The 26,866-nt window shown below is 48.8% G+C and carries 25 protein-coding genes and 3 pseudogenes; 15 read left to right on the forward strand and 13 right to left on the reverse strand.

Annotation, left to right across the window (positions count from 1 at the left end; genetic code table 11):
- Positions 1-98 precede the first annotated feature (98 nt).
- Both NL324_RS02905 and NL324_RS02910 read left to right on the forward strand, forming a co-directional pair.
- Positions 99-395 carry a transposase gene (locus NL324_RS02905; RefSeq protein ID WP_253306042.1) on the forward strand — a complete coding sequence of 99 codons (297 nt, stop codon included), beginning with the start codon at positions 99-101 and terminating at the stop codon, positions 393-395.
- Complete coding sequence (locus NL324_RS02910) at positions 392-1,234, forward strand: IS3 family transposase (protein WP_253306263.1); 843 nt, start codon at positions 392-394, stop codon at positions 1,232-1,234. The genes NL324_RS02905 and NL324_RS02910 overlap by 4 nt, the downstream gene beginning before the upstream one ends.
- A 29-nt stretch (positions 1,235-1,263) precedes the next feature.
- Here NL324_RS02910 and NL324_RS02915 read toward each other — a convergent pair.
- From NL324_RS02915 to NL324_RS02955, 8 genes and pseudogenes are all read right to left on the reverse strand, one after another.
- A pseudogene (locus NL324_RS02915) lies at positions 1,264-1,350 on the reverse strand (IS5/IS1182 family transposase); the annotation flags it as partial.
- Between the two features lie 145 nt (positions 1,351-1,495).
- Positions 1,496-1,999: a GNAT family N-acetyltransferase gene (locus NL324_RS02920; RefSeq protein WP_436298253.1), complete on the reverse strand. Its 504-nt coding sequence runs from the start codon at positions 1,997-1,999 to the stop codon at positions 1,496-1,498.
- Positions 1,999-2,289 carry a type II toxin-antitoxin system TacA family antitoxin gene (locus NL324_RS02925; protein WP_253306265.1) on the reverse strand — a complete coding sequence of 97 codons (291 nt, stop codon included), beginning with the start codon at positions 2,287-2,289 and terminating at the stop codon, positions 1,999-2,001. The genes NL324_RS02920 and NL324_RS02925 overlap by 1 nt, the downstream gene beginning before the upstream one ends.
- Before the next feature lie 628 nt (positions 2,290-2,917).
- Entirely contained in the window at positions 2,918-4,132 is a 1,215-nt protein-coding gene (locus NL324_RS02930) for a pyridoxal phosphate-dependent aminotransferase (RefSeq protein WP_253306266.1), read from the reverse strand.
- 222 nt (positions 4,133-4,354) lie between these two features.
- Positions 4,355-4,879, reverse strand: coding sequence for a pantetheine-phosphate adenylyltransferase (gene coaD / locus NL324_RS02935; protein ID WP_253306267.1), 525 nt, complete (start codon positions 4,877-4,879; stop codon positions 4,355-4,357).
- A gap of 115 nt (positions 4,880-4,994) precedes the next feature.
- Positions 4,995-5,876, reverse strand: coding sequence for an NlpC/P60 family protein (locus NL324_RS02940; RefSeq protein WP_301282747.1), 882 nt, complete (start codon positions 5,874-5,876; stop codon positions 4,995-4,997).
- 51 nt (positions 5,877-5,927) lie between these two features.
- A pseudogene (locus tag NL324_RS02945) lies at positions 5,928-7,093 on the reverse strand (IS3 family transposase).
- Between the two features lie 337 nt (positions 7,094-7,430).
- Positions 7,431-7,994: a beta-ketoacyl-[acyl-carrier-protein] synthase family protein gene (locus NL324_RS02955; protein ID WP_253306269.1), complete on the reverse strand. Its 564-nt coding sequence runs from the start codon at positions 7,992-7,994 to the stop codon at positions 7,431-7,433.
- A gap of 111 nt (positions 7,995-8,105) precedes the next feature.
- Here NL324_RS02955 and NL324_RS02965 point away from each other — a divergent pair.
- Positions 8,106-9,271 (forward strand): annotated as a pseudogene (locus NL324_RS02965) (IS3 family transposase).
- Between the two features lie 18 nt (positions 9,272-9,289).
- Here the strand turns inward: NL324_RS02965 and NL324_RS02970 are convergent.
- Entirely contained in the window at positions 9,290-9,550 is a 261-nt protein-coding gene (locus tag NL324_RS02970) for a hypothetical protein (RefSeq protein WP_253306270.1), read from the reverse strand.
- 255 nt (positions 9,551-9,805) lie between these two features.
- Here NL324_RS02970 and NL324_RS02975 point away from each other — a divergent pair, with 255 nt between their 5' ends.
- On the forward strand, positions 9,806-10,597 hold the full coding sequence (locus tag NL324_RS02975; protein ID WP_253306271.1) for a phosphatase PAP2 family protein: 792 nt from the start codon (positions 9,806-9,808) through the stop codon (positions 10,595-10,597).
- Here NL324_RS02975 and mutH read toward each other — a convergent pair.
- A complete protein-coding gene (gene mutH, locus NL324_RS02980; protein WP_253306272.1) occupies positions 10,589-11,263 on the reverse strand; it encodes a DNA mismatch repair endonuclease MutH in 675 nt (224 codons plus the stop codon). The genes NL324_RS02975 and mutH overlap by 9 nt on opposite strands.
- A gap of 550 nt (positions 11,264-11,813) precedes the next feature.
- On the opposite strand from mutH, the gene rppH reads away from it, so the two are divergent.
- From rppH to NL324_RS03015, 7 genes are all read left to right on the forward strand, one after another.
- On the forward strand, positions 11,814-12,377 hold the full coding sequence (gene rppH / locus NL324_RS02985; RefSeq protein WP_253306273.1) for an RNA pyrophosphohydrolase: 564 nt from the start codon (positions 11,814-11,816) through the stop codon (positions 12,375-12,377).
- The gene (gene lgt, locus NL324_RS02990; protein WP_253306274.1) at positions 12,355-13,158 is read left to right on the forward strand and encodes a prolipoprotein diacylglyceryl transferase; all 804 of its coding nucleotides are present in this window, start codon (positions 12,355-12,357) and stop codon (positions 13,156-13,158) included. Before rppH ends, lgt begins: the two co-directional genes overlap by 23 nt.
- Before the next feature lie 14 nt (positions 13,159-13,172).
- A complete protein-coding gene (gene thyA, locus NL324_RS02995; RefSeq protein WP_253306275.1) occupies positions 13,173-13,970 on the forward strand; it encodes a thymidylate synthase in 798 nt (265 codons plus the stop codon).
- Positions 13,971-14,128: 158 nt separating this feature from the next.
- The gene (locus NL324_RS03000) at positions 14,129-14,611 is read left to right on the forward strand and encodes a GspH/FimT family pseudopilin (protein WP_253306276.1); all 483 of its coding nucleotides are present in this window, start codon (positions 14,129-14,131) and stop codon (positions 14,609-14,611) included.
- On the forward strand, positions 14,608-15,210 hold the full coding sequence (locus NL324_RS03005) for a hypothetical protein (protein WP_253306277.1): 603 nt from the start codon (positions 14,608-14,610) through the stop codon (positions 15,208-15,210). The genes NL324_RS03000 and NL324_RS03005 overlap by 4 nt, the downstream gene beginning before the upstream one ends.
- A gap of 59 nt (positions 15,211-15,269) precedes the next feature.
- Positions 15,270-15,752, forward strand: coding sequence for a DUF2509 family protein (locus NL324_RS03010; RefSeq protein ID WP_253306278.1), 483 nt, complete (start codon positions 15,270-15,272; stop codon positions 15,750-15,752).
- Positions 15,743-16,126 carry a prepilin-type N-terminal cleavage/methylation domain-containing protein gene (locus tag NL324_RS03015; RefSeq protein ID WP_253306279.1) on the forward strand — a complete coding sequence of 128 codons (384 nt, stop codon included), beginning with the start codon at positions 15,743-15,745 and terminating at the stop codon, positions 16,124-16,126. Before NL324_RS03010 ends, NL324_RS03015 begins: the two co-directional genes overlap by 10 nt.
- Positions 16,127-16,252: 126 nt before the next feature.
- Here the strand turns inward: NL324_RS03015 and NL324_RS03020 are convergent, their stop codons facing one another.
- The 3 genes from NL324_RS03020 to ptrA form a co-directional block, all read right to left on the reverse strand.
- Entirely contained in the window at positions 16,253-16,654 is a 402-nt protein-coding gene (locus NL324_RS03020; protein WP_253306280.1) for a type II toxin-antitoxin system VapC family toxin, read from the reverse strand.
- Positions 16,651-16,908, reverse strand: coding sequence for an AbrB/MazE/SpoVT family DNA-binding domain-containing protein (locus NL324_RS03025; RefSeq protein WP_253306281.1), 258 nt, complete (start codon positions 16,906-16,908; stop codon positions 16,651-16,653). The genes NL324_RS03020 and NL324_RS03025 overlap by 4 nt, the downstream gene beginning before the upstream one ends.
- A gap of 147 nt (positions 16,909-17,055) precedes the next feature.
- A complete protein-coding gene (ptrA, locus tag NL324_RS03030) occupies positions 17,056-20,013 on the reverse strand; it encodes a pitrilysin (protein ID WP_253306282.1) in 2,958 nt (985 codons plus the stop codon).
- 201 nt (positions 20,014-20,214) lie between these two features.
- On the opposite strand from ptrA, the gene recC reads away from it, so the two are divergent.
- The 4 genes from recC to NL324_RS03050 all read left to right on the forward strand — a co-directional run bounded on the left by recC (position 20,215) and on the right by NL324_RS03050 (position 26,824).
- Positions 20,215-23,517, forward strand: a complete 3,303-nt coding sequence (gene recC / locus NL324_RS03035) for an exodeoxyribonuclease V subunit gamma (protein ID WP_253306283.1) — start codon at positions 20,215-20,217, stop codon at positions 23,515-23,517.
- Positions 23,518-24,012: 495 nt separating this feature from the next.
- Positions 24,013-24,972: a glycosyltransferase family 2 protein gene (locus NL324_RS03040; protein ID WP_253306284.1), complete on the forward strand. Its 960-nt coding sequence runs from the start codon at positions 24,013-24,015 to the stop codon at positions 24,970-24,972.
- Positions 24,973-24,991: 19 nt separating this feature from the next.
- Complete coding sequence (locus NL324_RS03045) at positions 24,992-25,330, forward strand: DMT family transporter (RefSeq protein WP_253307111.1); 339 nt, start codon at positions 24,992-24,994, stop codon at positions 25,328-25,330.
- A 234-nt stretch (positions 25,331-25,564) separates the two neighbouring features.
- A complete protein-coding gene (locus tag NL324_RS03050; protein WP_253306285.1) occupies positions 25,565-26,824 on the forward strand; it encodes a hypothetical protein in 1,260 nt (419 codons plus the stop codon).
- Positions 26,825-26,866 lie beyond the last annotated feature (42 nt).

Raw genomic sequence — 26,866 nt, forward strand, 5'->3', positions numbered from 1 at the left:
GTTAAGGTTTCACATGGGCAGCCATAGATAACTACATGATCTGCCCTTGAATTAGTGCACACCTTGTTTTCAAATGTAAGATTGAAAATGAGGTTAGTATGTCAAGACAGCAGTATACGCCTGAGTTTAAACGACGGGCTCTGGAATTGCTGGCGGAGAGCGGCAAATCTGTTCCCCAACTGGCTAGCGAGTTGGGAATCAGTGACAATACGTTGTATGGTTGGCGGCACACAGCCAAGGCTGATAAAAGCTTTACTCGCCAGCCACAATGCTCTGAGCAAGCGCTAGAGATAAGGCGTTTAAAGAGGAAGGTCATTGAATTAGAAGAAGATAAATTAATTTTAAAAAAAGTGGCAGCGCTCTTTTCCAGGGAAAGCAGGAGAGGTTCGCTATGATACTGAAACAACAAGCTTTCCACCCAGTTAAACGGCTATGTGTTTTATTATCAGTCAGTCGGCGCGGTTTTTACGCCTGGCTTAATCGCCGACTTGGCCAGCGTGGTCAGGAAGATAAAGTCTTAGGTGAACGCATTCTGGCGCTACATCTGGCCAGTAGAAAAACCTACGGTGTTCGACGAATCAGGGTTGATTTACAGGCTGAACAGCGCTATTGCGGCAAGGAGCGTATTGCTAAGTTGATGAAACAGCTGGGTATAAAAGCAGCAGCCACCCGTCAACATCAAGTGACGACGGACAGTAACCATCGGTTACCAATAGCTCCTAATTTGCTGAATCGACATTTTTCTCCACTAGGCGCTAATCAGGCTTGGGCCAGTGATATCAGCACTATTTCAACCCAAACGGGCTTTCTGTATTTGGCTACAGTGATTGACCTCTATAGCCGTATGATCGTTGGCTGGAGCCTAAGCGGTAGCCTTAAAACGCCATTAATAATCGATGCTCTGACCATGGCTAGGACTCGACGTCAGCCACCAACAGGATTGGTGATTCACTCTGACCGAGGGAGCCAGTATGCTAGTGCTCTGTATCAGAAAACACTTAAAAATTATGGTATGGTTTGCTCGATGAGCAGTACTGGATGCTGTTATGACAATGCCGTCATGGAAAGCTTCTATCACACACTTAAGGTAGAGCTTATCTATACCATGAAATTAATGACGGAACAGCAGGCATCTAACGCAATATTTGACTATATAGAATCGTTTTATAATCGTCAGCGTAGACATTCTACACTGAATTATCTTTCACCCATGGCTTATGAAGTAGCAGCGTAAACTCGGTGCGCACTTTTTCCGGGACAGATCAGAGTGAGCTTGTCATAAATTCCTTCTTGAAGCATGATCGTTTTTAGCTTCGACCACTGCTCATCACTGAGCATTAAGCGGGGCATTGCAAACTCGTTTTTTTGTTGGTATCACAACGACAATATTACGAGTTTGCTCTTATATTTCAATAAATTATAGCGAGACCTCAACAGGCCCTAAACAAATAACACCAACCTTTAAGGGGATCAATCTTTCTATATGAGCAGGTTTTTAATTGATTGTTTTTTGAATACTTGCTTTTAAATCAGTGAGTGTGACCATGAGTATCATGGGATTAAGTGGAGAAGCTTCAAAGCCCACCCGATTGTAAAATTTTTTTGCTTCAACGGATAATGCTTGTACGATAACTCCACGGACCCCTATAGAATCAGCAGCTTGTATAACTCGGTGACAAGCATCTCGTACCAGTGCTCTTCCTATGCCGTTTCCATGCAAACTTTTATCTACTGCTAGTCTCCCAAGCATAACGACAGGAATGGGATCTGGCATGTTGCGGCCAAAACGTCCAAATGTTTCAGAAACAGCAATGGCGCTAGAAGCCAGTGCATAATAGGCCAGTACGCTTTCTCCGTCGCAAGCCACAAAAGTCCGTGAAGCCCCTGTGTTTTGATTTTTTACGGCCCGCTTTTTGAGCCAGAGATCCAAGCTCTCTACACCAGAGAAAAATAATTCAGTTCGATGCTGACTTGTTAGCAATACAGGGGATGAAATAATCAAATTTTATCCCAGGGAGCTGGTGTTTGCATCATAGTGCACAAGCGATCGTTAGGAAGAGGAGGCATTTCTAACCGTTTAAAAAAATCACCATACGCTTTTGGAGTGGCTGTCATGATAACTTGGTTGATCAAGGTTTCCTCAGCGGCTAGCCGTGCCGATTCTAGAATAAAATCTGTACGATTTTTTCCCTGAATTTTAGCAGCGTAATCAATCAAATTACGCTCATCTGGTTTAATACGCAGATTCAAGGTCTCACGTTTATTTGGTAATTCTCTTAAAATAGACATATCTACCACTCCCATACATTTAAAATCAGAGTAGCAAAATATTAAGACATTGTCATTACAATTATTAAAGGGGTCTGGGTAAACATAAGAACTTTCCCGCTTCGCTAGGACCTGAAAGAGGCTTTGCCCCTCTGGACACACCACACTCGCCGTGAGGCAGAGGGTGGTGATTTAAGACCCATCACCTTTCCACTCCTGAGGCTCTCTGAATTGGGGACCCTCAGGGAAATGTTGTGATTAAACAATCTGGTAGACTGCTAAGCCGCGGCTTTTCTATCACAAACCATAAGTATTTCTTTGCGGTCGATCTAGTGTAACATTCCATTAACGAAAGAGTCAAAGTCGACAACAGGAAAGAAATAAATGTATGAGATGGATAGAGATAGCCCCAGCCTACTCATAGTTTATGGGAGAGCGGTAACCTAAAGTTGAATGTAAGTGATGACTATTGTAAAAACCCTCGATGTAGTCTATCACTGCTGGTTTCGCCCGAGCTCTTATCTCATATTCTGTAAAAGAACAGCTGGATTCTCTCGTAGGGAAAAAGTGGAGTCTCCGAGATTCTCGAGGCGATTCACTGTTCTGCCACAAGAAGGTCAGTACTGAATATTGCAGCAGTATCCAACCGTTATTGCCGGTAAGTGGACAAAAAACGAGCTAATTGACCGATAGCGCTCTCCAGCTGAGTGATGGAGGGTAGGGTGACAATGCGAAGATGGTCTGGATAAGGCCAATTAAATCCCCTCCCATGGATTAATAACACTTTCTCCTGACGCAGTAAATCGAGCGCCAACTGTTGATCGTCGGAGAGCTGGAAGCGCTGTCTATCTAACCGGGGAAAAAGATAGATTGCCCCGCTTGCTTTAACGCAAGAGACACCAGGAATTTGGTTGAGCAGTTGCCAGGCGTGGTGGCTCTGTTCATACAGCTGACCGCCAGGTTGCGTCATCTCACGAATATAGTGTGGCGTGTTCAGGGCGATGGGGATGGCATACTGCATCGGCACGTTGGCACACAGCCGCATGGAGGCCAGTAACTCTAACCCCTGTAAATAGCTCTGTGCTAGGTGTATGGGGCCAGTGATGACTATCCAACCCTGTCTAAATCCCGCCAGAAAATAGGCTTTGGATAGACCATTAAAAGTGATGGTCAGTACATCGGGAGCTAGAGCAGCTATTTTATGGTGCTGGGTCCCCTCATAGAGAATTTGGTCGTAAATCTCATCGCTGAATAGAATCAATTGATGCTCTCTGGCCAAGCGAGCAATCTCTAACAAGAGTGAGCGACTATAGACGGCGCCCGTGGGGTTATTGGGATTAATGAGAACAATCCCACGGGTACGGGGGGTGATTTTACGTTGTAAATCGGTGAGATCAGGGAACCAATCTGCCCCTTCATCACAGAGATAGTGCACTACATGCCCGCCACAGAGAGAGACCGCTGCAGTCCATAGTGGATAATCCGGCATGGGAACCAATATCTCATCCCCTGGATTGAGCAGGGCTTGCAGCGCTTGTACAATTAGCTCGGAAACACCGTTACCGATAAAGACTCGATCAGCGGTCAGATCGGCGAGCCCTTGCGCTTGGTAGTAGGCCACAATCGCTGCCCGGGCAGTGTAGAGCCCTTTGGAATCACAGTAGCCTTGGTTGGTTGGGAGATGTTGCAAAACCTGGCTAATAATCTCCTGGGGGGCTGTCAGACCAAAAGGGGCCGGGTTTCCCAAATTGAGCTTCAAGACGTGATGTCCCTGCTGCTCTAGCTGCTGTGCAGTTTTGAGCAGTGGCCCACGGAGATCGTAGTGAATGCCCTCAAGTCTTTGGGCGTGCTTGATCAAATTCATTTAGAACAGCCTATTGTCCACGATCTAGGGGCTTAGGCGCTAAAGCGCCGCTAAGGTATCGATTCAAGGCCTCTAGTGTAACGACTCGATGATCCTAGCGGCAAGTGGCGTTATCACACTATTGAAGGAAAAATCGGTAGTGGCGCATCATGACTGATGACGGACATTATCCGAGCGACCCTCGCCAATTTTATCTACGATTGATGCCAGAATTTCTGGGTTCTATAGGAGCTCAGCATGTTTACCCATCACTCCAGGGGAGCCACCACCCTGTAGTTTGGCCGCTACTGCCACGGCGATGGGGGGGGGTAAAAATTGATCGACCTGACCACCATGGCGCGCTATCTCTTTCACCAAAGAGGAGGAGAGAAATAGCCACTCTGGAGCGGGGGGCAGGAATAGCGTTTGCACCTGGCTACACAGGCGATGATTCATCATTGCCCGCTGTAACTCGCTATCGAATTCGCTGCTGTTGCGTACACCCCGCAGCAGCAGCGTGGCCTGTTGCTGCGCTAAGCAGTCGATTAATAGCCCATTGAAGCTGATTACCTGCACGTTAGGCAGGTGGTGGGTGGCGCTTTGAGCTAAAGTGACCCGTTCGGTCACCGTCAATAGCGGCTGTTTGTTACTGCTGTTGGCAATGGCCACCACCACCTGTGCAAACAGCTTTGCTGCCCGCTGAATGAGATCAAGATGGCCATTGGTTAATGGATCAAAGGTGCCTGGATAGACTATTTTGGTCGGCATGGGTTTCAGTCATCGTGGACAGTGTGCTGGTGGGGCTAGAGCAGTCGCCATGACTCTATTGTAGCGAGGGTTAGCCAGGATTAAAAGGCAGCTGTGATCCTATCGCTCCCAGTGGCTATTGGGTTGACTGTGGGGGTTGTTTCGAGAGTGGGTAGTTGTCTGCCGTGACGACGATGAGGCGCTGCAACCGGTCGAGCAAAGTGTGAGGGATATTCGCATACCCCGTATCGACGTTCAGGGGCATGATCACTGAGCGTCCAATCAAGGCCCGTCCGGTTTGCTGTGTGGTAGAATCCACCGTTTTAAACCCCCAAAGGCTATTAAACAGGTGGGGAATGCCCTGTTTTTCGCCAAGATAGAGCACAACATGGCCAGGCAGCCACCCCAGTGTCAGGAAGGGCACCCCCTGCTGCTTAATGAGTGCCAGTTTTTGTGGGCGGTCCAATCCGGTTAAATCAAGATAGGGTTGTGCAGTCCTCGCTTGATCACCAGAGTTCCTGGGTAGCCAGATCCCGAAGGGTTGAAACAGTGTTACCAGCGTCGAGGAGCAGTCATACAGGCCACCAAGTCCCCCCCAGCTATAAGGAAGCCCCATCAGCTGATTGACCAGGGTGGCTAACTGGAGCGAGATCAGCGGTAAGGGGAAGCGGGCGGCTGCTGATTTCAACACCATCACTGGCTGGAGGAGCGCCTTCCCTTCGGCATCGCTATTGGCCGCATAGAGTATCCAGTGGTCGAGTTGTTCTGCCACCAGCGGATGGAGGCTGCTGAGCTGTGCCTCGGTGATAAAGTTTGCTGTTGGAGTGACCAAGGCAGTTTTTAAAGTAGTGATAGTGGCATGACCCTGCTGTGGAGATTGCCACTGCTGAATGAAGTCAGCCTCTACGATAGCCACCTGCTGGGTGGGTAACCACCCAAAAGTATGGCCTAATAAGAGTAAGCGCCAAGCATTATCTCGGGTTTCATGCAGGATCAAGACGGGGGTATTACTCATCACCCAACTCTCTTTGATCTTGCCACCTTTTTTTAGACACAGAGAAGAGAAACCTTAAGCGACCTGGGATAACCAATTTTTTTCAAAATTTACAGGAGACAGATAGCCTAGCGTTGAGTGCCGTCTCTGTCGGTTATAAAACACTTCTACGTATTCAAAAATGCTCAATTTGGCTTGTTCTCTGCTCTCAAAACGTTCAAAGTGGGTGTGCTCTGTTTTTAAGGTATGGAAAAAACTCTCTGCTACTGCATTGTCATAACAATTGCCCGTACTACTCATGCTAAGCGTTATCTGGTGATGCGCCGATACAGCCTTGAATCCTTTGCTGGTATACTGGCTGCCTCGGTCGGAGTGGTGGATGAGACCTGCAGCAGGCTTCCTCCGTGTTATTGCCTGGCGTAATGCTGCGGCTACTAACTCGGTGGTCATGTGAGCTTGCATATCCATCCCCACGATACTACGAGAGAACAGGTCCAGTACGATAGCAACATACAACCATCCCTCTTGGGTCGGAATATAGGTAATATCTGCTGCCCAGTATTGATCAGGGCGAGTGGCTGTGAACTTCTGCTTGAGTAAATTAGGCGCCACTGCGGCCTTTGGATCGACTATTGTGGTTACCTTAAATCGTTTTTTCATCTTAGCCGCAATATGGGCTGCTTTCATTAGCCGACAAACCCGTTTGCGTGAACAGCGCTCACCTCTAGCTCGTAACTCAGCATGGATACGTGGGCTACCGTAAATTTGGTTGCTTATGGTATAAACCTCTTTAATTTCAGATATTAAACGCTCATCCTCACAATAGCGCTTGGATGGCTCAGCCTTGATAAACTGATAATAGCCACTGCGGGATACACCTAACACGTTGGACATCCTCTCTACGCTGAATTCCCCAGCATGCTTTTGCATAAACTGGTATTTTACTTGCGGGCCACTGAGAAGATGCCCAAGGCTTTTTTTAGGATATCCCTCTCTTCGCGTGCTATCGCCAATTCTTTCCGCAATTGACTGAGCTCAGCATCAGACGCTTTCAGGTATCCTTTGCCCGGGAAAGCCTCTGCACCATCCTTGTTATGCTGATGGACCCACCCTGCCAATGTACTCTTGGGAACTCCCAATTCCTCGCTCAATTGACAGAGCGTTTTACCAGTGCTGTGATACAGCTTTACCGCATTCAGCTTGAATTCCTTATCATAGCTCCTTGATTCCCCTTGATTCATAACTTCACCTCAAAAAGTAACAAAAAATTATACGCTTTGTTCCTCTTCGTTGTGTCCGTTAAAGGGTAGCAAGATCAACCTGCATGCGTCTTATGGATATGACGCCTATTCGTCTCCTGTGGAGTAGTGAACCTCCACAGCTGTTTCAACGGAAATAGGTATGCAGTTTTTTACCATCAGGTAGCACGATTGGCTGCGAGTAGCCATCTATGTGAATCCATCCCTCTACTACGTGGATTCTGTCGTGATCTGCTGGGCCACAGCGGGAGATGTAGCGGACCGACTCCTGGCCTTGGCAAGCCTTGGCGTCAGCTTCGCAGATGTGTTGCAAAACATTCTATCTGCGATGTTGGTAAGTGGTCAGATCACTGCTGCCATAACGTGCCTCTAGCTTCGCCAACGTCTCCTCTGGACTGAGCAGTACTGCAGAGGCAGTATTGCCCCCGAATCCCTTAGCATTGATGATAACGGCCTCTGCTGCGCCGATCTCGCGGGCTTCCGTTAATACATCGAGAGCAGGCACTGCAGCGCAGTCTGCCACCCGATCGATTGTGGTAATGCCCGGGACCCAACCGTATTGCCAGGCCCCTAGGGTAGCTGCGATCTGATCTCCAGCTGCAGTGCCCAGCGAATGTCCGACGTAGGGCTTTATCGAGGTCACGGCCAGTCGAACATCATTACCCAGCATGGCAGCCACAGTCTGCAATATTTTCGCCTCTGTAGAGCAGTTGAGCGGTGTGCCTGTGCCATGGGCATGGACGTACAGACTCCTTGCCCCGCTTTCCCCGAGCAATGACCAAGCTAAGGCGCCAGCTTTTAGCATGGTGACATAATTGCCGATGCCAGGTTCGGTAATCGACTTTTTGGATCCGTCTGCTTGGACGAATACATCCGCTACCATCCCCAGGATATTGGCACCCAGATCCAGAGCTAACTGATCTTGCTACCCTTTAACGGACACAACGAAGAGGAACAAAGCGTATAATTTTTTGTTACTTTTTGAGGTGAAGTTATGAATCAAGGGGAATCAAGGAGCTATGATAAGGAATTCAAGCTGAATGCGGTAAAGCTGTATCACAGCACTGGTAAAACGCTCTGTCAATTGAGCGAGGAATTGGGAGTTCCCAAGAGTACATTGGCAGGGTGGGTCCATCAGCATAACAAGGATGGTGCAGAGGCTTTCCCGGGCAAAGGATACCTGAAAGCGTCTGATGCTGAGCTCAGTCAATTGCGGAAAGAATTGGCGATAGCACGCGAAGAGAGGGATATCCTAAAAAAAGCCTTGGGCATCTTCTCAGTGGCCCGCAAGTAAAATACCAGTTTATGCAAAAGCATGCTGGGGAATTCAGCGTAGAGAGGATGTCCAACGTGTTAGGTGTATCCCGCAGTGGCTATTATCAGTTTATCAAGGCTGAGCCATCCAAGCGCTATTGTGAGGATGAGCGTTTAATATCTGAAATTAAAGAGGTTTATACCATAAGCAACCAAATTTACGGTAGCCCACGTATCCATGCTGAGTTACGAGCTAGAGGTGAGCGCTGTTCACGCAAACGGGTTTGTCGGCTAATGAAAGCAGCCCATATTGCGGCTAAGATGAAAAAACGATTTAAGGTAACCACAATAGTCGATCCAAAGGCCGCAGTGGCGCCTAATTTACTCAAGCAGAAGTTCACAGCCACTCGCCCTGATCAATACTGGGCAGCAGATATTACCTATATTCCGACCCAAGAGGGATGGTTGTATGTTGCTATCGTACTGGACCTGTTCTCTCGTAGTATCGTGGGGATGGATATGCAAGCTCACATGACCACCGAGTTAGTAGCCGCAGCATTACGCCAGGCAATAACACGGAGGAAGCCTGCTGCAGGTCTCATCCACCACTCCGACCGAGGCAGCCAGTATACCAGCAAAGGATTCAAGGCTGTATCGGCGCATCACCAGATAACGCTTAGCATGAGTAGTACGGGCAATTGTTATGACAATGCAGTAGCAGAGAGTTTTTTCCATACCTTAAAAACAGAGCACACCCACTTTGAACGTTTTGAGAGCAGAGAACAAGCCAAATTGAGCATTTTTGAATACGTAGAAGTGTTTTATAACCGACAGAGACGGCACTCAACGCTAGGCTATCTGTCTCCTGTAAATTTTGAAAAAAATTGGTTATCCCAGGTCGCTTAAGGTTTCTCTTCTCTGTGTCTAAAAAAAGGTGGCAAGATCAGAGCGCTCGTTACTGATGTCGCGCACCAGCGTGCCGGCGAGAACCTGTGGTTGTACCGCAATAGGGTTTTCGCGCCATGCGAGCTCCAACCCCATTCGGATGGCTAGATCCTGTACGACTGCATTCGCATCGTCGGCTGACAAATGAGGAAAAATCAATCGTTTGTAGCCCTGATGACCAGAAGTCCGCCCAGCAGCGTTAATCCCACCTGCCGCGACAATTAGTGGTGCTTGTTTCAATTGTTAACCCTTTAGTTAAATGAGTAATCCATTATGCGCAAGTTAGCTATTGTCGCTTTCCTACGGACGCTTGCTCGAACGCAGATCATGCTTGGGATCGGCCAAAGCGTACGGTGAAGCGGCGATATCTGACCTTGACCCATCTGATGACCTTTAAAAAGTAGTAAAGTTTATACTCTTCGTTTATCTTCAGATCTGTCCATTAATTTGGGGGAACATCAATCTCACACTCCCTACTCTTTCGAGGCGATTTTTATGGTACTAGATGGCATTGTAGTAGCCAAAGCCTTGCTGATTCTTAGTCATGCTCCCACCTTGGCGCTGCTGATTGTGCTGGGATTTATTTGGTGGAGTCGACAGACTTTTTATCACATCACTAGCCTCATGTTGCTAGCCGGTATCGCCTCCGCAGCGCTAAAAGCCACCTTTAAGGTCCCACTGCCTCCGGCATTGGGGATCCCGGGATTTGGATTTCCTAGTGGGCACATGCTGATGGCAACGGTTTTATACACCTCAATAGCCTATAAAGCTAAAAGGCCCAGTGTTACCTTATTGATCTCACTACTCCTGGTAGGCATTGGGTATAGTCTGGTCTATAGGGGTTATCACTACTATAGCGATGTTTTCGGTGCGTTAGTTTTTGCGTTATTGCTCATGATTGGTTACACCCTCTGCTGTAAAAAAATCCCTGAAACTATGCCCTGGTTAACACTGGCGCTCGCTACCGCGATGGTGTGCTATCTACACCAGATAACTCCCGGGATCCCATTTTATGTCTGGGTAAACTACTACGCACTATTCGGGCTAGTGGTTGGTTCAACCATGGTTCAATCAACCAGCAGGGCGCAGCCTGTAGCACAAAAAATATTGGCCACTCTATTCTGGGTACTCGCTATATCAGCGCTGTCACTCTACCTGCAAAAGCTGTTTTGGCAAGGCACCCCCCGCACCAAAACCTCACAAATCAAAGGACTATTAACCTCTCCAGGCACCTTGATAGTGATGGATACTGAAATGAAACAACGGAGTATTATCAACTTAAGCTAATAGCTGTGCCGTAAAAGCAGTTCTCAGATAAAAACCCAAGGGCAAGGTGCTGATCGGCCGCCCTTGGTGATCCACTGCTGCCGTTCGCGCCCGGCTATTCGCCGCTTTGGGACGCAGTTGCAACACCTCACCCCGATGTGCAGAGATCTGAGCAATGTCACCCAGAACAATGTGATCCATCAACTCTTCCCAATCAGTCTGCAATTGCCGCTCCTGTTGTACAGTGGGCGACCATAGCCTCGGGATACCAATCCGCCGCTCTGTCCATAGGTAGCCGCGCCGGCCAACAATGGGGATCCATAACACCCGTTGCAATTTATGCCTGACCAAACTGTTAGACCAGCTGAGACCGCTATTCCCGATTAATGGAGCAACACAAACAAAGGTGCTTTCCAAGGGCTGCTCTCGCTCATCAACGGGAACTGTTTTTAACTCAATCCCCAATTGCGGAAAATCTTGCTGCGGTTTGCTGCCACTGCTAGCCCCTAGAGTCTGTTCAAGTAATAAACCAGCCCAGCCCTTGGTATGCCGCATTGTATTCGGCACCATGAAACCTGCCCTAGCCGCTAAGGTATCCAGCCTGTGACCCGTTAAGGCGCAGGCACGCTGATAGAGCTGCCGTTCATTGTCTGGTGACACCCGGGCCAAAGAGGGTACTTGATTCATGCCAGCTAGCGTAGCAGATCTACACAGGCTGGTGAAGTCACAAGACGATCAACCATCTGAAAGTTATCCACAGTCTCCCTCGGCTTACCGTAAAACAGGGCCTCATCACCACCGTTTACGATTTAAAAAGTCCCTATCGATGACTTTGAGGCACCACTTAAGCAAGCTGTCAAGAGGTCTTGTGTATAAATCCAGAGCTGGCTAATCTTTCACCAACCTGACTTTTGTTGATCACAGCCAGTGGAAATACCTGTCAATTTAAAGAAAAAATAGAAATAAACCATTGTTTTTTAAGTTTTATTTAAAATATGATGCTTTTTAAATGATCAGGCAGTTCTAGTTATTCTAAGAGTCCACGGTAATTTTTCACACAGATATCCACAGAATAAGTGCATAACCTTGTGAGGCCCCCCGAGCAGCTGTACATAAATCATCCTAATATCACCAGTTATCCAAAGCACTTCACGCCCCTGTCAACTATTTACCTGTAGTCCCGTTGTATGTCACAATCCCGCGCATGGTCTATCCTCTATTCACTGAGAACCAGCTGATGATAGATAGTGAAGGCTACCGTCAAAACGTTGGTATCGTCATTTGCAACCCAGCGGGCCAACTGTTGTGGGCGAAGCGCTGTGGTCAACATGCCTGGCAATTTCCCCAAGGCGGCATCAATGTGGGTGAGTCTACAGAGCAGGCGATGTACCGTGAATTATACGAAGAGGTCGGTCTTGGTCCCAAAGCGGTGCGCCTCTTAAGTATTACCCGCCATTGGTTGCACTACCAAATTCCAAAAAGACTCATACGCTGGCATAGTAAACCCCTCTGTATTGGTCAAAAACAGAAATGGTTTTTACTGTGCCTACAAGGGGATGAACAGTGTGTCAACATTCGAGCGACTGACACACCAGAGTTTGATGATTGGCGCTGGGTGAGCTACTGGTATCCGGTACGCCAAGCAGTCTCCTTTAAACGCAATGTCTATCGGCAGGTCCTCCAGGAGTTTGCTGGCATCGTGATGCCTGCTGCTGAGGGAACACCGTTGAGCAGAGTACGCCCTTTTAAGTCAAAACCGACCAACCGTGACCACTCAAATGCAACCAGTCATACACACTGAAGCATGGCTACTGCCGCACCTCGATCCCATCCTGGTTTCTGTTGGGCCAATCGCTTTACGCTGGTACGGCCTAATGTATTTATTAGGTTTCTGCTTCGCCTTGTGGCAAGCCAAGCGACAGGCAAGCCAGCCCAAAAGCGGCTGGCACAGTGGGGAAGTAGAAACGCTGCTACACGCCTGCTTCTTTGGACTATTCTTGGGGGGACGACTGGGTTATACCCTGGTTTATCAATACCCTACTTTTGTCACTGATCCCCTCTCTGTACTGCGCATTTGGGAAGGAGGGATGTCATTCCACGGCGGGCTGGTGGGGGTCATTCTAGCGTTAGGATGGTTTGCACGACTGACTCAACGTCCTTTCCTATTGGTGGCTGATTTTATTGCCCCCTGGGTTCCCGTCGGCTTAGGGCTGGGACGTATCGGTAATTTTATTAATGGTGAACTCTGGGGACGGGTGACAGGGGTGCCTTGGGCGGTGATCTTTCCACAAGCGGGCCCATGGCCTCGCCACCCCTCACAGCTGTATGAAGCGCTTTTAGAAGGAGTATTGCTATTCCTCTTGCTCCAGCACTTTCGACACCCCGCTCGTCCAACGGGAACACTCTCTGGACTATTTCTCTGTGGCTATGGTTGTTTGCGCTTTATAGTCGAATATTACCGTGAACCTGATCCACAATGTGCTGCATTAGTCGCTACATTGACCATGGGACAACAGCTCTCATTACCGATGATCATTGCCGGCTTGACGTTACTAGTCCTGGCTTATCGTCGATCGTCCTAGCACAAGGAACCCCTATGCAACAGTACCTAACCTTGATGGCGCATATCCTGCATAATGGTTCCCGCAAACCAGATCGTACTGGGGTGGGAACGCTCTCTATCTTCGGCTACCAGATGCGCTTTAACTTGCAAGAGGGCTTTCCATTGGTCACCACCAAACGGTGCCATCTACGTTCAATTATTTATGAACTGCTGTGGTTTTTACAGGGGAGCACCCAGGTGGCTGATCTACAACAACATCAGATCAGCATTTGGGATGCTTGGGCTGACGCTCAAGGTGAATTGGGGCCGATCTATGGCAAACAGTGGCGTGCCTGGGGGACGGCTCAGGGAGACTCTATCGACCAACTCAGCCAAGTGATAGAACAACTGAAACAGAATCGCCATTCACGACGCCTGGTGGTCTCAGCCTGGAACGTTGGGGAGCTCGATCAGATGGCGCTAGCACCTTGCCATGCGCTATTTCAATTTTATGTCGATGGTGATAATCGCCTCTCTTGCCAACTCTATCAGCGCTCTTGTGATGTCTTTTTAGGGCTGCCCTTCAATATTGCTAGCTACGCACTATTGACCCATCTGGTGGCCCAGCAGTGCGACTTAGCGGTCGGTGACTTTGTCTGGAGTGGTGGTGACACCCACCTCTACCTGAATCATCTTCCCCAAGCAGAATTACAGCTGAGCCGTCAGCCAAGGGCGCTCCCACGTCTACAGATCACCACCAAACCGGCGTCGCTGTTTGAGTATCAATTTGAGCACTTTGAAGTACTGGATTACCATCCCTATCCAGCCATTAAAGCCCCTATTGCTGTCTAGCTACCGCGTGATCTTGGATCACGGTGAACAGCAGCGCCTTTCAAGCGACCTCTCCCTTTTTTGGAATGAATTTTCCAATTCTAACCCCCTGCTCTGGCTAACCACTGCAGTAGCTTGCAAGCTACTGCTCTCTATAGGGGTATAGCGGAGCGTCCTCGATGCGTGGTCTCCTACTGATAGAACTCCTGCTAACGCTCAGTATCATCGCCCTGTTCAGTGCCTATACGCTGCAGGGGTGGCAGCACCAACAGCAGCGCCTAGCTTTGGAAGATAGCAGCAGTGCCCTATTGGCTTTCCTGGCTCAAGTACACAGCTTGGCTGAACAACGCCAACAAACGCTGACAGTCCACTCACAACGGTCGACTACCGGTCACTGGTGTCTCTGGGCTCGAGAGCTCTCGCCGCAGACGCTTTGTGAAGCCACCCCCCTACACTGGCTATTACCTCACTCGAACGTTCGGTTACTGACGACCCCCCATTTTCCCCCACCGCGCTTCCAGGGGGCATCAGGAGCCACTGCGGCTACTCGCTTGCAGTTACGCAGTGGCCCCTACCAGATCAGAGTGGTTCTATCCAGTAAGGGACGACTCAGTCGCTGCAGTGAGCAGGCAAATTTCACCACACTCCGATCCTGCCGATGAATGACCACCGTGGTTTCTCTCTGCCAAACCTATTACTCTGGTTAACGCTGGGAAGTCTGATCACGCTAGCCTCCCTAGGCGCGGTGAGTCAGCTGATCTATCAAGCGAAGCAACAGTATCAGCGCTACTACCTAACCTATACATTACAGCAGCACCTCAATAAAATGGCGATCCTGTTAAAGCGTGCTGGTTTCCTCTACAGAGCCAATGCTCGGCAATCCGCTCAGATCATTCGGCCGCTCCCGGCCCCACTGGTTATAGGACACTATCCAGGAGAGCCGGCTGCTTCCTGCCTACTACTCTATTACGATCGCAATCGTAACGGCTTGATCGGCAGTAGCCACAGGCCGGCGTTGGCAATGACCATGGGCTATCGGCTACGTCAAGGGAACTTAGAAACACAACAGGGCATTACAGCCTGCCACAGCCGCGGTTGGGAAGATTTAGTGGATGAGCAAGTGATCACCGTGCAACGTTTTCAAGTGCTACAGCCCCTCGGTGCCTCCTGGGTAGAGCTCACCCTGCAGGCGTGCTTAACGCGCCAACCCCAGGTAATCCAGCGCCTACACGCGGTTATCCAGTTGGAAAATAGCCGATGAAGCAGCTCTCTAGCGTGGAACACCACCACCCCCGGCTCCCCCAAAAAGCGCTATCTAGAATGCCAAACCGAGGATTAAAAACCCGACGGGGCTTTATTCTCTTGAGCTGGACCCTGCTGCTGATAGTGCTCCCGCTACTACTCCTCACGGGACTTGAACGACGGTGGCTGTTAGCCCTGCAGGCCCAACAGCAACAGCGCCGTTATCTACAAGCGCTCACACAAAGCCTCTCAGCACTCACCCTAGCGCCCTACCTGGTGTGGCAGCCTGCTGGTCCCCAGTGGCAATGCCACCACGTGGAGCAGCGCCAACTCTGTTTGAAGCAGCGGCTCACCTGCCCGGAGATGGCCCTGCTGCGGGTCGCACCCGTGACCCCCTCTATCACCGACCCGATCACGCTCTATCGCTTTGTTAAACAGCCCAGAGTTCACAAGGCAACCCCCGATCGAGACGCCACCCACTCTCGCCCAGTTAGCCTAGAGTGGATCAGCGGGGGGTGGCTGGACAGCTGCCCAGAACAAGAGGCGACGCTATGCCAATAGGCTCACCCAAAGCCAGCAACCAGTATGGGATGCTGCTGCTGGAGCTACCGTTTATGCTGTTGATCACGGCCCTGATGTTCAAGGTGCTGTGGTGTTATCATCAGCAGCTACAAAGACAATTTTTGCAGATCGAATGGCGGCAACAGGCGTGGCAACTGGTTTATTACTCGCTAGAAGCCGCTGGTGCCCAGCAGGGAGAGGCGGTTCACAGACCACCGTTGCCCTCTGTGGCCTGGAAACGACGCTGGCACCGTAGTCCCCTGCTGGCCGACTGCCAACGGCTGACGGTGACGATCAGCCGATCCGCTGCTGTGCAAGCACAACTGTCCGCAGTCTACTGCCCCGCACCACCGGTGGTGACGACGCTCTATTAGTCACTTACATTCAAGATAAGCAACGGCTCTCTATTGGGGTCATTCATTGTTGTTGTTATGATCCGGTCCAGAAAAAGTCCCAGTGGCTTCCCCGGAAAAACCCAGGATTTCGGCAGTCAGCACCCATCAAGATAGCAGCCGAGTTCTAATAGAGCCGTGCTTTTTGAGTATGGCGACAGCCTTTTTATCAAAAGTAGCGAAAACCTCGCCTCCGAGGGCAAGACTTTCATAGGCTATGACACCATCGGCAAAATCGCCACTAGCACGAAGCATGGTGAGGCCGGCATCGACTGCACCCCGGTCGACTTCAACGTTATCAGCTTCAATAAGAACCGTTATGGCATCGGCTATCTCCTTGCCTGCCAGCTTATAGCCCCGCGACAGGTTCCAGACGACTTCACACAGCACCGGCAAGGCAATCGCTATCAGTACAGCCTCCTGCATGACTTTGCGGGCTGTAGTGGCCTGTTTGAGGTCATCGGCCAATAGGTAGCGCAGTACAACATTGGTGTCGACAGCGAGTTTCACGCTTCACCCGCCCACCCCTTGCGAGCTATCTCATTCATCTCCTCGATAGAGAGAACGAGATTGCCCCTGTTTTTGGCTTTGAGAATTCCAAACGAATCGCTAATGTTTCGTCCTTCCCGTAGGGCTTGAATGACTGCCCGACCATCCGGAAGCACCTCGACGTTGATTTTTTGACCAGGCTTAATGCCCAGGTGCCGCAAAAGCGCTTGCTTGAACGTTACCTGCCCTTTCGCAGTGACTGTCAAGGTCGTCATGGTTAACCTCATTCGTTGAACAGGAGCACATGGTAAGGTAAAAATACCTTACCTTCAAGCATTCAGCAGCCGCTTACAGCACCTCTCTAATCAGTCGTCTATCTACAAGTGGCACTGTACTGTGTAGACAGGGCTCAACTGGGGCCATCAACGCTGCACAGAGGGTGGTTTCGTTGTTTTTCCCTGAGTTAACAGCTGCTGCTTTAGGGCATCGGCAGAGGGATAAACCCGCCAGCCGGTAGGCGCCGCGAACCCCTGAGCCGTTGGAGGGACTTTGGATGAGGCACTGAGACCCTGCACTTGCGATAACAGCGCCAACCCTGTCGGTTTTAGGACCGCCTGTTGATAGAACTGCAACACCTCTTCTGCCGTCAGCGCTTTGACCCGAGCAATTAATTGTGCCCGAGAATCAAAGCTCAAACGCTCGTTTAAAAAATCCTTCACCCAGGGTGCCGCTTCGTCACTCGGTTTAGTCGGTTTTTCCTTCAGCCCCTTGAGTAACTCACGCTGGTAAGCGGCAAATTCACGGGGCTCTTTGAGCTTTTGTAGCTGTTGCCACGCTTGTTGATAAAAGGCTTGGTAGCGCTGATAGAGCTGGGCTGGCGTATGCCCGTTACTCTGCACAGTGAATTGCAAACCGGTCTGCTTGCCCAGACGGTGAGTACCCACATAGGCAACGTATCCCAACTGCTCTTGGGTCCGTAGCTGGTCAAAAAACCAGGTTCCTAATAAAGTGTTTAACAGATAAGCATTGGCTTGACTGGAAACGCTGTCATAACCGCTGGGGATATAGAGCGCGGTTAGGGCATGGCCTTCAACGGTCCCCGATTGGTTGAATAAAGCGTAGGTGGGTCTATCGATCACGATCACTGGGTTGTCTGTGTGCTGCTGTTCTCGGATGGCTAGCTGCTGTTGCACCGTTTGAGCCAACTCCTTCAATTGCGCAGCACTGAGATCACCAATCGCTAAAATATCTAGGGTGGCGTGATTCAGTAGGCGGTCGCGATAAGATAACAGCTCTTTTAGCCCAATTTCAGTCAGTAGGGCTCGTTGCTGATCAAGGTTTCCATAATGTATCCAATTAATTTCGCTTATTATCTGGTTCGCTTGATGATAAGGGGATTGCTTGACCAGACTATCCCAGTGCTGAATCAATCGCTGTTTCACTTGAGCTAGCTGGGTTTCTCCAACTGTAACGTGCTGATAGGCCTTGATGAATTGCAGCAGCAATTTCGGCAACTGTTGCCGGAAACCGTAGGCGCTGATGATCAAGCCATTGTCCTCATCGCAGGATAAATGAATACCAGCGTTGCTTGCCTGTGTTATTAAGGTTTGCGTCTGGAGATCCAGCAGGCTAGTCAATAGACCAAAAAGTAGCCGATCACGAGGCGTACTAAACGCTTTGGGATTGCGCAGCGCCAGAGTGAGATTAACCATCGGTTGTTTCTTGAAATGATAGCTCGGCAGCAGCCAGACACGAACGCCCGCTGCTTGCAGCACTGGCTGCGGTGTTAACGGCCGCAGCCCTGACACAGGCATCACAGAAAAATCGGTGGGCAGATAGGGATTGAGGGGGGGCAATGCGAACGTTAACCCTTTGCCAAGACGTTGCCACTCAGCGATCTGTTGACGACTTAACGGCTTAACTTGATAAGGAGCCTCTAAAAAATAGGCTTTCTTATCATGGGGTTCTTGTGGGCTAGCCCACCAAATACGCGCCTGCTGCGGGATCATCTTAGATAACCGCCGTTGGATAAAACCAGGTCGATAACGGTCTGCCCGGGTATTCACCATGAGTACCTGCTCTATCGGGTACTCTAATAGATTATTAGTCAGTCTGGTGACATAACTGAGATTGTGCTGTGCTGCTGAATAGTAGGTGCTCATCATCAATTGTTGCGCCATCTGATCAAAGTAGTGGCGCTGAACGCCCTGCGTTGTGATCAGCTGTAGATAACGAAACAGGGCAGCTAGGATAAGATCTTGTCGTGCCATACCTGCTTCAGTAGGATGAATGTGAATGCTAAATAGGCCGGCATTACCAGCCATTCTTGAATCACCGGATACCGAAAGGTTAGTAGCCAAACCCTGTTGTAGCAACCAGTCGGCTAGGGTCCCCTCGCCACGAGCCGTAATCAGGCTCTCTAGATAAGTATTGGTTTTACTATGCAACGAATCCTGTTGATCTGGGGTGATCACAAAGTCAACCTGTAAGGCATTATACACTTTTGCGGGGACATAGTGGATTGCCACCCCCTGCTCTTTAATCGTCGCCAGCGGGGTGGTGATCGGTTTAACCACGGTTTTATGGTTAGGGATGCGCCCATAACTTTCAACCGCTAAATGCGCCAAAGCGGCTAACGGTTGATTACTGTAGATGACGGCCACCATGATATTGGCAGAGTAGTAGTGTTGGTGGAACTGTTGAACCGTTTGCAGCAACGAACTGTTCGGTTTATCAGCTAAAGTCTCCAAATTGCCCACAGAAAAACGGGCAAAGGGGTGTCGAGGATTGAGTGTCTCTTTATTAATCTGGAAGATACGCCAGCTATCTTCCGTACGATACCCGCACGCCTCTTGATGCACACTATGACGCTCTTTTTCTGCTAATTGGGGATCGAACTTAGGATGAGCCAGGGCATCTGCTAACCGCTCTAAAGTAATGGCCAACCAAGGATGTTGGGCCGCTGTCATAAAAATCGTTCGGTCACTAGCGGTGCCTGCACTGTGGTTTTGGACCTCAATGCCCTCGGGATAGTTTTCTGATCCTAAAAATAACAGGTGCTCTAAGTAGTGAACCAGTCCAGGCTGCTGTTTGGGATCGTGCAGCGAGCCTACCGGCAGAGCCACCGTGGTCATTGAATAGGGCGCTTTAGGATCAGAGACTAATAGCACCTTCATGCCATTCTCTAGCCTAATCGCCTGGTATTGCCGAGTATCTTGGGGCGTTTTCTCCAATGACTCTACTAAGGGTTGCCAACGCTGCTCAGTTGCACTCACTGGGGCGAAGGTGAGTCCGCATAAAAAAAATAGTCCCAACAATCCTGCACTCAGCTGCTGGACTAGGGTACGGTGTAGTCGGTTACTGCGATAGCGTTTGAGCATAAAACTCCAGAAACTGTGCGCCGGGGAACAGGTGATGTAAACATCGCTAATAATAGATTGTAAAACAAAAACTTACAATGCTCTTCCCTATTACACGCTTTCATCAACCCCTCCCGACTCCTTGAAACACCGTGAACGAGCGGAGTTTACAGGCCACCTGATTTAGCCGACAATCGCTGGACATTAAACCCTGATAAGCGAGTGTTTCCCCTGCTGACGGTTTACCGCTCTAACCAGCACGAAGTGCTCTGTAGCCTGATCGCTGCCCTGGTGCAAGGGGATCAGGTGGGAGATCCTTTCCAGCGTGAAACGATTCTAGTCCCCAATGTCGGAATAGCGCAGTGGCTGCAGCTGCAGTTGGCACAACGCTTGGGCATTGCTGCTAACTTTGACTGTATACTCCCGGCCGCTTTTATCTGGCGACTCCTGGCCCAAGTACTCCCAGAGGCCTCTAACACCGAGAGGGCGTTCAGTAAGCGGGCTATCGCCTGGAAGTTAATGGCGCTGCTGCCAACCCTGCTTAATGATGGACGCTGCCAGGTGCTGAATCACTATTTAGAGGATGATCAGCCTGGTCGCAAAGGCTATCAGTTAGCACAACAGGTGGCCGATCTATTCGACCGTTATCTGGTCTACCGTCCAGAGTGGCTGGCGGCTTGGGAACAGGATCAACAGCTGCCACAATTAGCGCCAGCCCAAGCCTGGCAAGCACGGTTATGGCAAGCTTTAGTGCAGTATACGGCGCAGTTGGGGCAATCAATCGACCATCGCGCAGTACTCTACCAGCGCTTACTCGCACAGCTACAACACTCCCCCTGCACGATAGCACCACTGCTCCCTAAAAAACGCCTGTTTATGGTGGGAATTTCCGCCTTACCCCCGATGTTCCTCACACTGCTGCAGGCTTTAGCACAGCACTGTGAGATCCACCTGATGCTGCTGGAGCCCTGTCGCTATTACTGGGCCGATAGGCCCCCCCCAACCGCCACAGCGGCCACTGCAGATGAACACCCCTTACTGGCCGCTTGGGGGCAATCGGGTCGGGAACTGCGGACCCTGTTGCTGCAAGGGAACGTGGCTGATATTGATGCTATGGTGGAGATCAACCCAGAGACGACGATGACCCTACTCCAAGCACTGCAGTATGAGCTGCTAGAGTTAGTCACCCCCCCTCAACCACCCCATCCAGCGGCCAGTTGGAACCTGCTCGACCCCCGAGATCACTCTCTCACCCTGCATGCTTGCTACAGTCCACACCGTGAGGTTGAACTGCTGCAGGATACCCTGCTCGGGCTGTTAGAGGCTGATAACACCCTCACACCACGGGATATTATGGTGATGGTGACCGATCTGCAGCGCTATGTTCCTGATATCCAGACAGTCTTTGGCCAAGCACCCGCAGATCGCTATCTGCCCTTTAGTTTAGCAGAGCAGTGTGCTCAAGAGACTCAGCTGATTCCGCAGGCCTTTTTAAAATTGCTCTCATTACCCAGCAGCCGATGTGAGTCAGAAACGGTACTCTCGCTACTCGAAGTCCCGGCGATCGCGGCGCGCTTCTCGATGACGGCAGCCAGCTTGCAACGCCTGCGACAGTGGATCAGTGAGTCGGGGATCCGCTGGGGTTTAGATGATCAGGATCTGATACGGCTACAACTGCCTACCGGGGGGCGCCATACCTGGCACGCTGGGTTACAACGACTATTACTCGGTTATGCTATGAGTAGTGAACAGGGTCCGTTTCGCGAGCAGCTGCCTGATGATGTGATTGGGAGTGATGCAGCAGCGTTGGTGGGTTATTTAGCCAATTTTCTAGAACAATTAACAGCGTGGCGACAACGTCTGGCACAACCGCACACCTTAATCGAATGGCTTCCTTGCTGCCAGCAGCTCCTGGAGGCTTTCTTTAGTCGTGATGCCAGCAATGACGTCGTCTTCAATGGACTAGAACAGCAGTGGCGACAGTGGATCAATCAAGGAATCGAAGCACAGTATACAGCACCGATGAGCATCACCCTGCTGCAGGAGGCCTTAGCCGTTCAGCTTCAACAGCGCTCTACCGGCGACCTATTTCTGACAGGGGCTATCACCTTCTGTAGCCTGATGCCAATGCGGGCGATTCCCCACCCAGTGATCTGCCTGCTCGGCATGAATGAGGATTGCTTTCCACGTTCAGCCCCCCGCTTAAATTTTGATCTGATCAGTAGCACCCCACGCTTAGGAGATAGCCAGTGCAACCAGGAGGATCGTTATCTATTTTTAGAGGTACTGCTCTCTGCCCGAGCGACTCTACACATTAGTTATGTTGGCCGCTCTATTCAAGATAATCGGCCCCGACAACCCTCTATTGTCGTGAGTGAACTGCTGGATCACTGCTGCCAATACTATCGCCTGCAGGGGGATGAGGCCCTGACGCCATCGAGTGCAGCCGAGAGAGTACGCCAACAGCTGCTGCAGGAGCACCCCTTAACCCCCTTTAACGCCCGCTGTTTTCACCCGGAAAACCCTTGGCAAAGTTATGCAGCAGAGTGGTTAGCCGCTGCCCAACGACGAAGTGCTAAACCGCCCCCTTTTTGCCAACGCCCCTTAAGTCAACAGAGCCTGCCCAGCGAATTGGCGCTCTCTACTTTCAAACGCTTTTATCGCCATCCCGTGCGTAGTTTCTTTCAACAGCGGTTGCAGATTACTTTTCGCCCCCCCCCAAAGCCTTTATTGATAGAGGAGCCTTTTACGCTGGACCCACTGATCCGTTATTCACTCAATCAGCGACTATTAACACTGCTCATCCAGCAGCAGGATCCGGATGAACTGTACCAGCGCACGGTCACCTCAGGTCTGCTGCCGCAGGGTGCCTTTGGTGAACTGCTCTGGCAGCAGCAGTGTCAGTTGCTACAGCCCTTAGCTAGCCAACTGCAGCGGCACTGTCTGCACAGTGAAGTCCGGGTGATTGAACTCACCCTGGCAGGTCTCCGTCTGCATGGGGAAGTCACTGCACAACCTGGCGAAGGCCTACTGCGTTGGCAACCGTTTGAGATCCAAATGACCCACGCTTTTGAACTCTGGTTAGACCATCTACTATTGTGTGCTATGGGGTACTGCGGACCCAGTCACCTTTATGGGATCCAAAAAAGCTATTGGGGCTTTGCAGCACTACCCATCGAGGAAGCACAAGCGCTACTGAGCGACTTGTTGGAGGGATGGCAGCAGGGGCAACAGCAACCCCTATTGTTATTACCGAAGTGTGGCTGGTCTTGGTTACAAGCGCTTTATCAGCCCAAAGAGCAATCATTACTCACGACACCAGAAGCCCTTCAAAAAGCGCAACATCGGTTACAACAAACCTGGCAGGGCAATCGCCAGATTCGTGGAGAGTCTAGTGATCCCTATTACCAGCGGCTGTTGTCCCCGCTGACCCCAATGGATTTAGCAGCGGTGATGGAGAGTGCGAAACGCTTTTTATTACCCTTAGCCCATTATCGTCAGAATGTCCCTCCAAACCTGCCCTGACGGCAGAATACAGAGGCGGCCTCATAAAAAGTCATCCCAAACAACCGGGGATTCTTGGGTGAGCACCATTCACCGCCCAATTCAACGCTTCTACAACTTCTAAGGCACCATTATTAAAACAGCCCATAATAAAGCAGTAGGAGAGTATCCAGTAGATCGCTGCAATGCATCTTCTGTTGGCGGGCTCAAGACGCTTTTTTCGAATACAGTACCCATTTTTCACTCATTATTACTGCTAGTGATCTGAGCTTTTTAATCCTCTGTTCTCTAGGATGTGCTCACACCCGATCAGAGGTTTTTCCACTATCAGATCAAGCCTATGGCTCAGCTTTTTAACCCATCCCATGGCGGAACATAACGGGGAACTTAAAAAATGATCACGACTCAAGAGAGAGGAGAGCACACCGCTGGTAGGGGCTACTGCGGTTAGGAAAGGTTCAGTACCCTAGCAATCTAGCCTGATGATATGCTAGGATCGCTCTAGAGGGATCGTTAATGAACTGTGCGGTCGTCATACCCAGCTATAAAGTAACCCATTCCATTGTAGAGCTGATCAAGCAAATTGGTCCCGAAGTAGCGCGGATCTACGTGATTGATGACGCCTGCCCTGATGGATCAGGCCGTCTTGTAGAAGAGTGTTGCACCGATGAACGGATCAGCGTTCTTTACCACTTAGAAAACAAAGGAGTTGGTGGGGCAGTCCTCACCGGTTACCAGGCCGCGATAGCTGATAACATGGATATTATCATCAAGCTCGATGGTGATGGCCAGATGGACCCAAGCTTAATCCCTTATTTCATAGCGCCGATTGCAGCTGGTGAGGCTGATTACACGAAGGGCAATCGTTTCTTTAACCTGGAAGATCTACAGACGATGCCGAAAATACGTCTATTCGGCAACGCACTCCTCTCCTTAATGACTAAGCTCTCCTCTGGCTATTGGGACCTGTTTGATCCCACCAATGGTTACACAGCGATTCATCGTGTTGCTGCTCAATCCCTGCCTTTTGAAAAAATTAGTCAACGTTACTTTTTTGAAACCGATATGCTATTTCGGCTGAATACCTTACGGGCGGTGGTGGTTGATATTCCCATGTGTGCACACTATGGGAATGAAATCAGCAATATGAAAATTTCCAACCTGATTGCAGAGTTTACCTGTAAACATTTTAAAAATTTTAGTAAGAGAATTTTTTATAACTATTATCTTAGAGATATGTCACTAGCCTCTATTGAATTACCCCTCGGTCTATTGCTGCTGTTGTCCGGACTTATCTTTGGAAGCCTTCGTTGGTTCAACGCCTTACCAACGGGTACACCTACACCAGCAGGTGTGGTCATGCTAGCAGCTTTACCCATGATTTTAGGTCTGCAATTTATTTTGGCTTTTATTGGCTATGATATTGCCAGCGTACCCAAAAAACCATTACACTTGATGAAAAAATGGCAACGCTAACTCCTGTCTATTAACCATGATGATCTATCTTATTGCTGCTTTTTGTGTGCTCGGTATTGCTATCGGTCAACTCCTATTTAAGTTAAGCGCCAACTGGCTACAACGCACGGGGAATCTGTTTGATACTCATACCTTACTAGCCCTAGTGGCGGCTTTTACGGTTTATGGAATCACCAGTTTGGTGTGGGTTTGGCTGTTGCAAAAAGGAGATTTAGGGCGTCTCTATCCACTGATGGCCTTTGCATTTATAGCCGTTCCTATCGGCAGTCACTATTTTTTTGGCGAACGCTTCCCAACTCAATACTTTGTGGGTATCACCTTGATCATGACTGGTATTATTATTACTATGAAATCCTAATAAACCACTATGAAATCATGCCCTAATAGCAGTAATAACGCTCTGTTAGCTTCGTCACTATCACCTTCCATAAAATACTCTATTTTTTGTCAAAAAAAATACAATAACAGCTATAAAATCATTCTTGCAATCATCCTCTTGTTTATTGCTATAAACTTATTAGTTGGTCTAATATGGATCGCCCGTAACTTATCTCATATTCCACAGTATGGGGATACGCCAGAATATTTATTCTTGTCTAAACAACTACGAGTTGACCAATATCGTGGGATATTCTATCCATATTTTATTCATTTTTGTAACAGTTTGCCCTATTGTAATAACTTTAAAACCCATACTATTATTTATAGTATTCAAATAGTATTAACATTTTTTTCATCATCATTTCTAGCCTACAGTTTTTTAGTTTTTTCAAAAGAAAATAATTATAGTTATCAAACTAAACTACTTCCATTGATTATAGGATTTTTAGTTTCCTTAGACCCTCTCCTAGCCCATTTTTCATTAACCATATTAACAGATTCCCTTGCAAATTCTTTTACAATGTTATTCTTAGGTTGTTTGATACTGATCCTAAAAAATAGAAGAAGAATTATTCATATTATTATTGCAGCCATCTGCTTTATAATAATATCTTTAACTAGGGTAGATAAATTTTATTTTTCTCTGGGTATGTTTTTATGGTTTTTGTTTTTCTTGATTATTAAAAATAAAAAACATAATCACCCGTATAAAAATACAGCAACTTTTTTTATATTCATCATTTTTATTTCCATGGCAGGTATTCATTCAATAAAAAATAAAACTCAGATTTATAATAACAACCGTCCTCCATTAGATAGGACTTGCCTTGCTTTTAATAGAATAGTTTGGCCAAGAATGAGCAAAGTTTATGACTACTTGCCTGAAAATATTAAAAAAAACATCACCAAAACAGAAGCTATAAAATTTGATGAACACAATAATAATGTTTACCCCTTTCTAGTCAATCAGCTAGCAGAAAACAATGGAAAAGAAACCATAAACACTATCACCTGGATAACACTTAAGCAATTCCCTCTAGCTGTTCTCTCTAAGTTGATATTTGACTTTACCAAATATTCTCTACCCAACCTGGCCTACCCGCTAGAATTACTAGGTCTATTCCCTATGTCCGTAGCCACTGATTGGACTTTTTCAAGAATGGCGATGTTTCAGCCCCTACTAACTAGAATTTTTACCAGTATCAGCACCCTTAGTTTTTTCATGATGCTTATTTACAATTTATTAAAAAATATCTCTAAACCAGCCTGGTGCCCCTTAACAACCCTGGAAACACTGTTTGTGATTAGTTCGGCTATTTTAACTAACTCCATACTATTTACGCTTGAAGCTGGAATGGATGCACATATCCGCTATGCACTGCCAACTTATACTATTATCATTATTTGGGTAACAAGCTTGTTCTTTAAGTTTATTATTAACAATAAAAATTATAATAACCAATCTCAATGATTAGAATCTATTATTAAGAAATATTCAATAATTTTGGAGAGA

The sequence above is a fragment of the unidentified bacterial endosymbiont genome, assembly GCF_918320885.1.
In the GTDB taxonomy this organism is placed as follows: Bacteria; Pseudomonadota; Gammaproteobacteria; order Enterobacterales.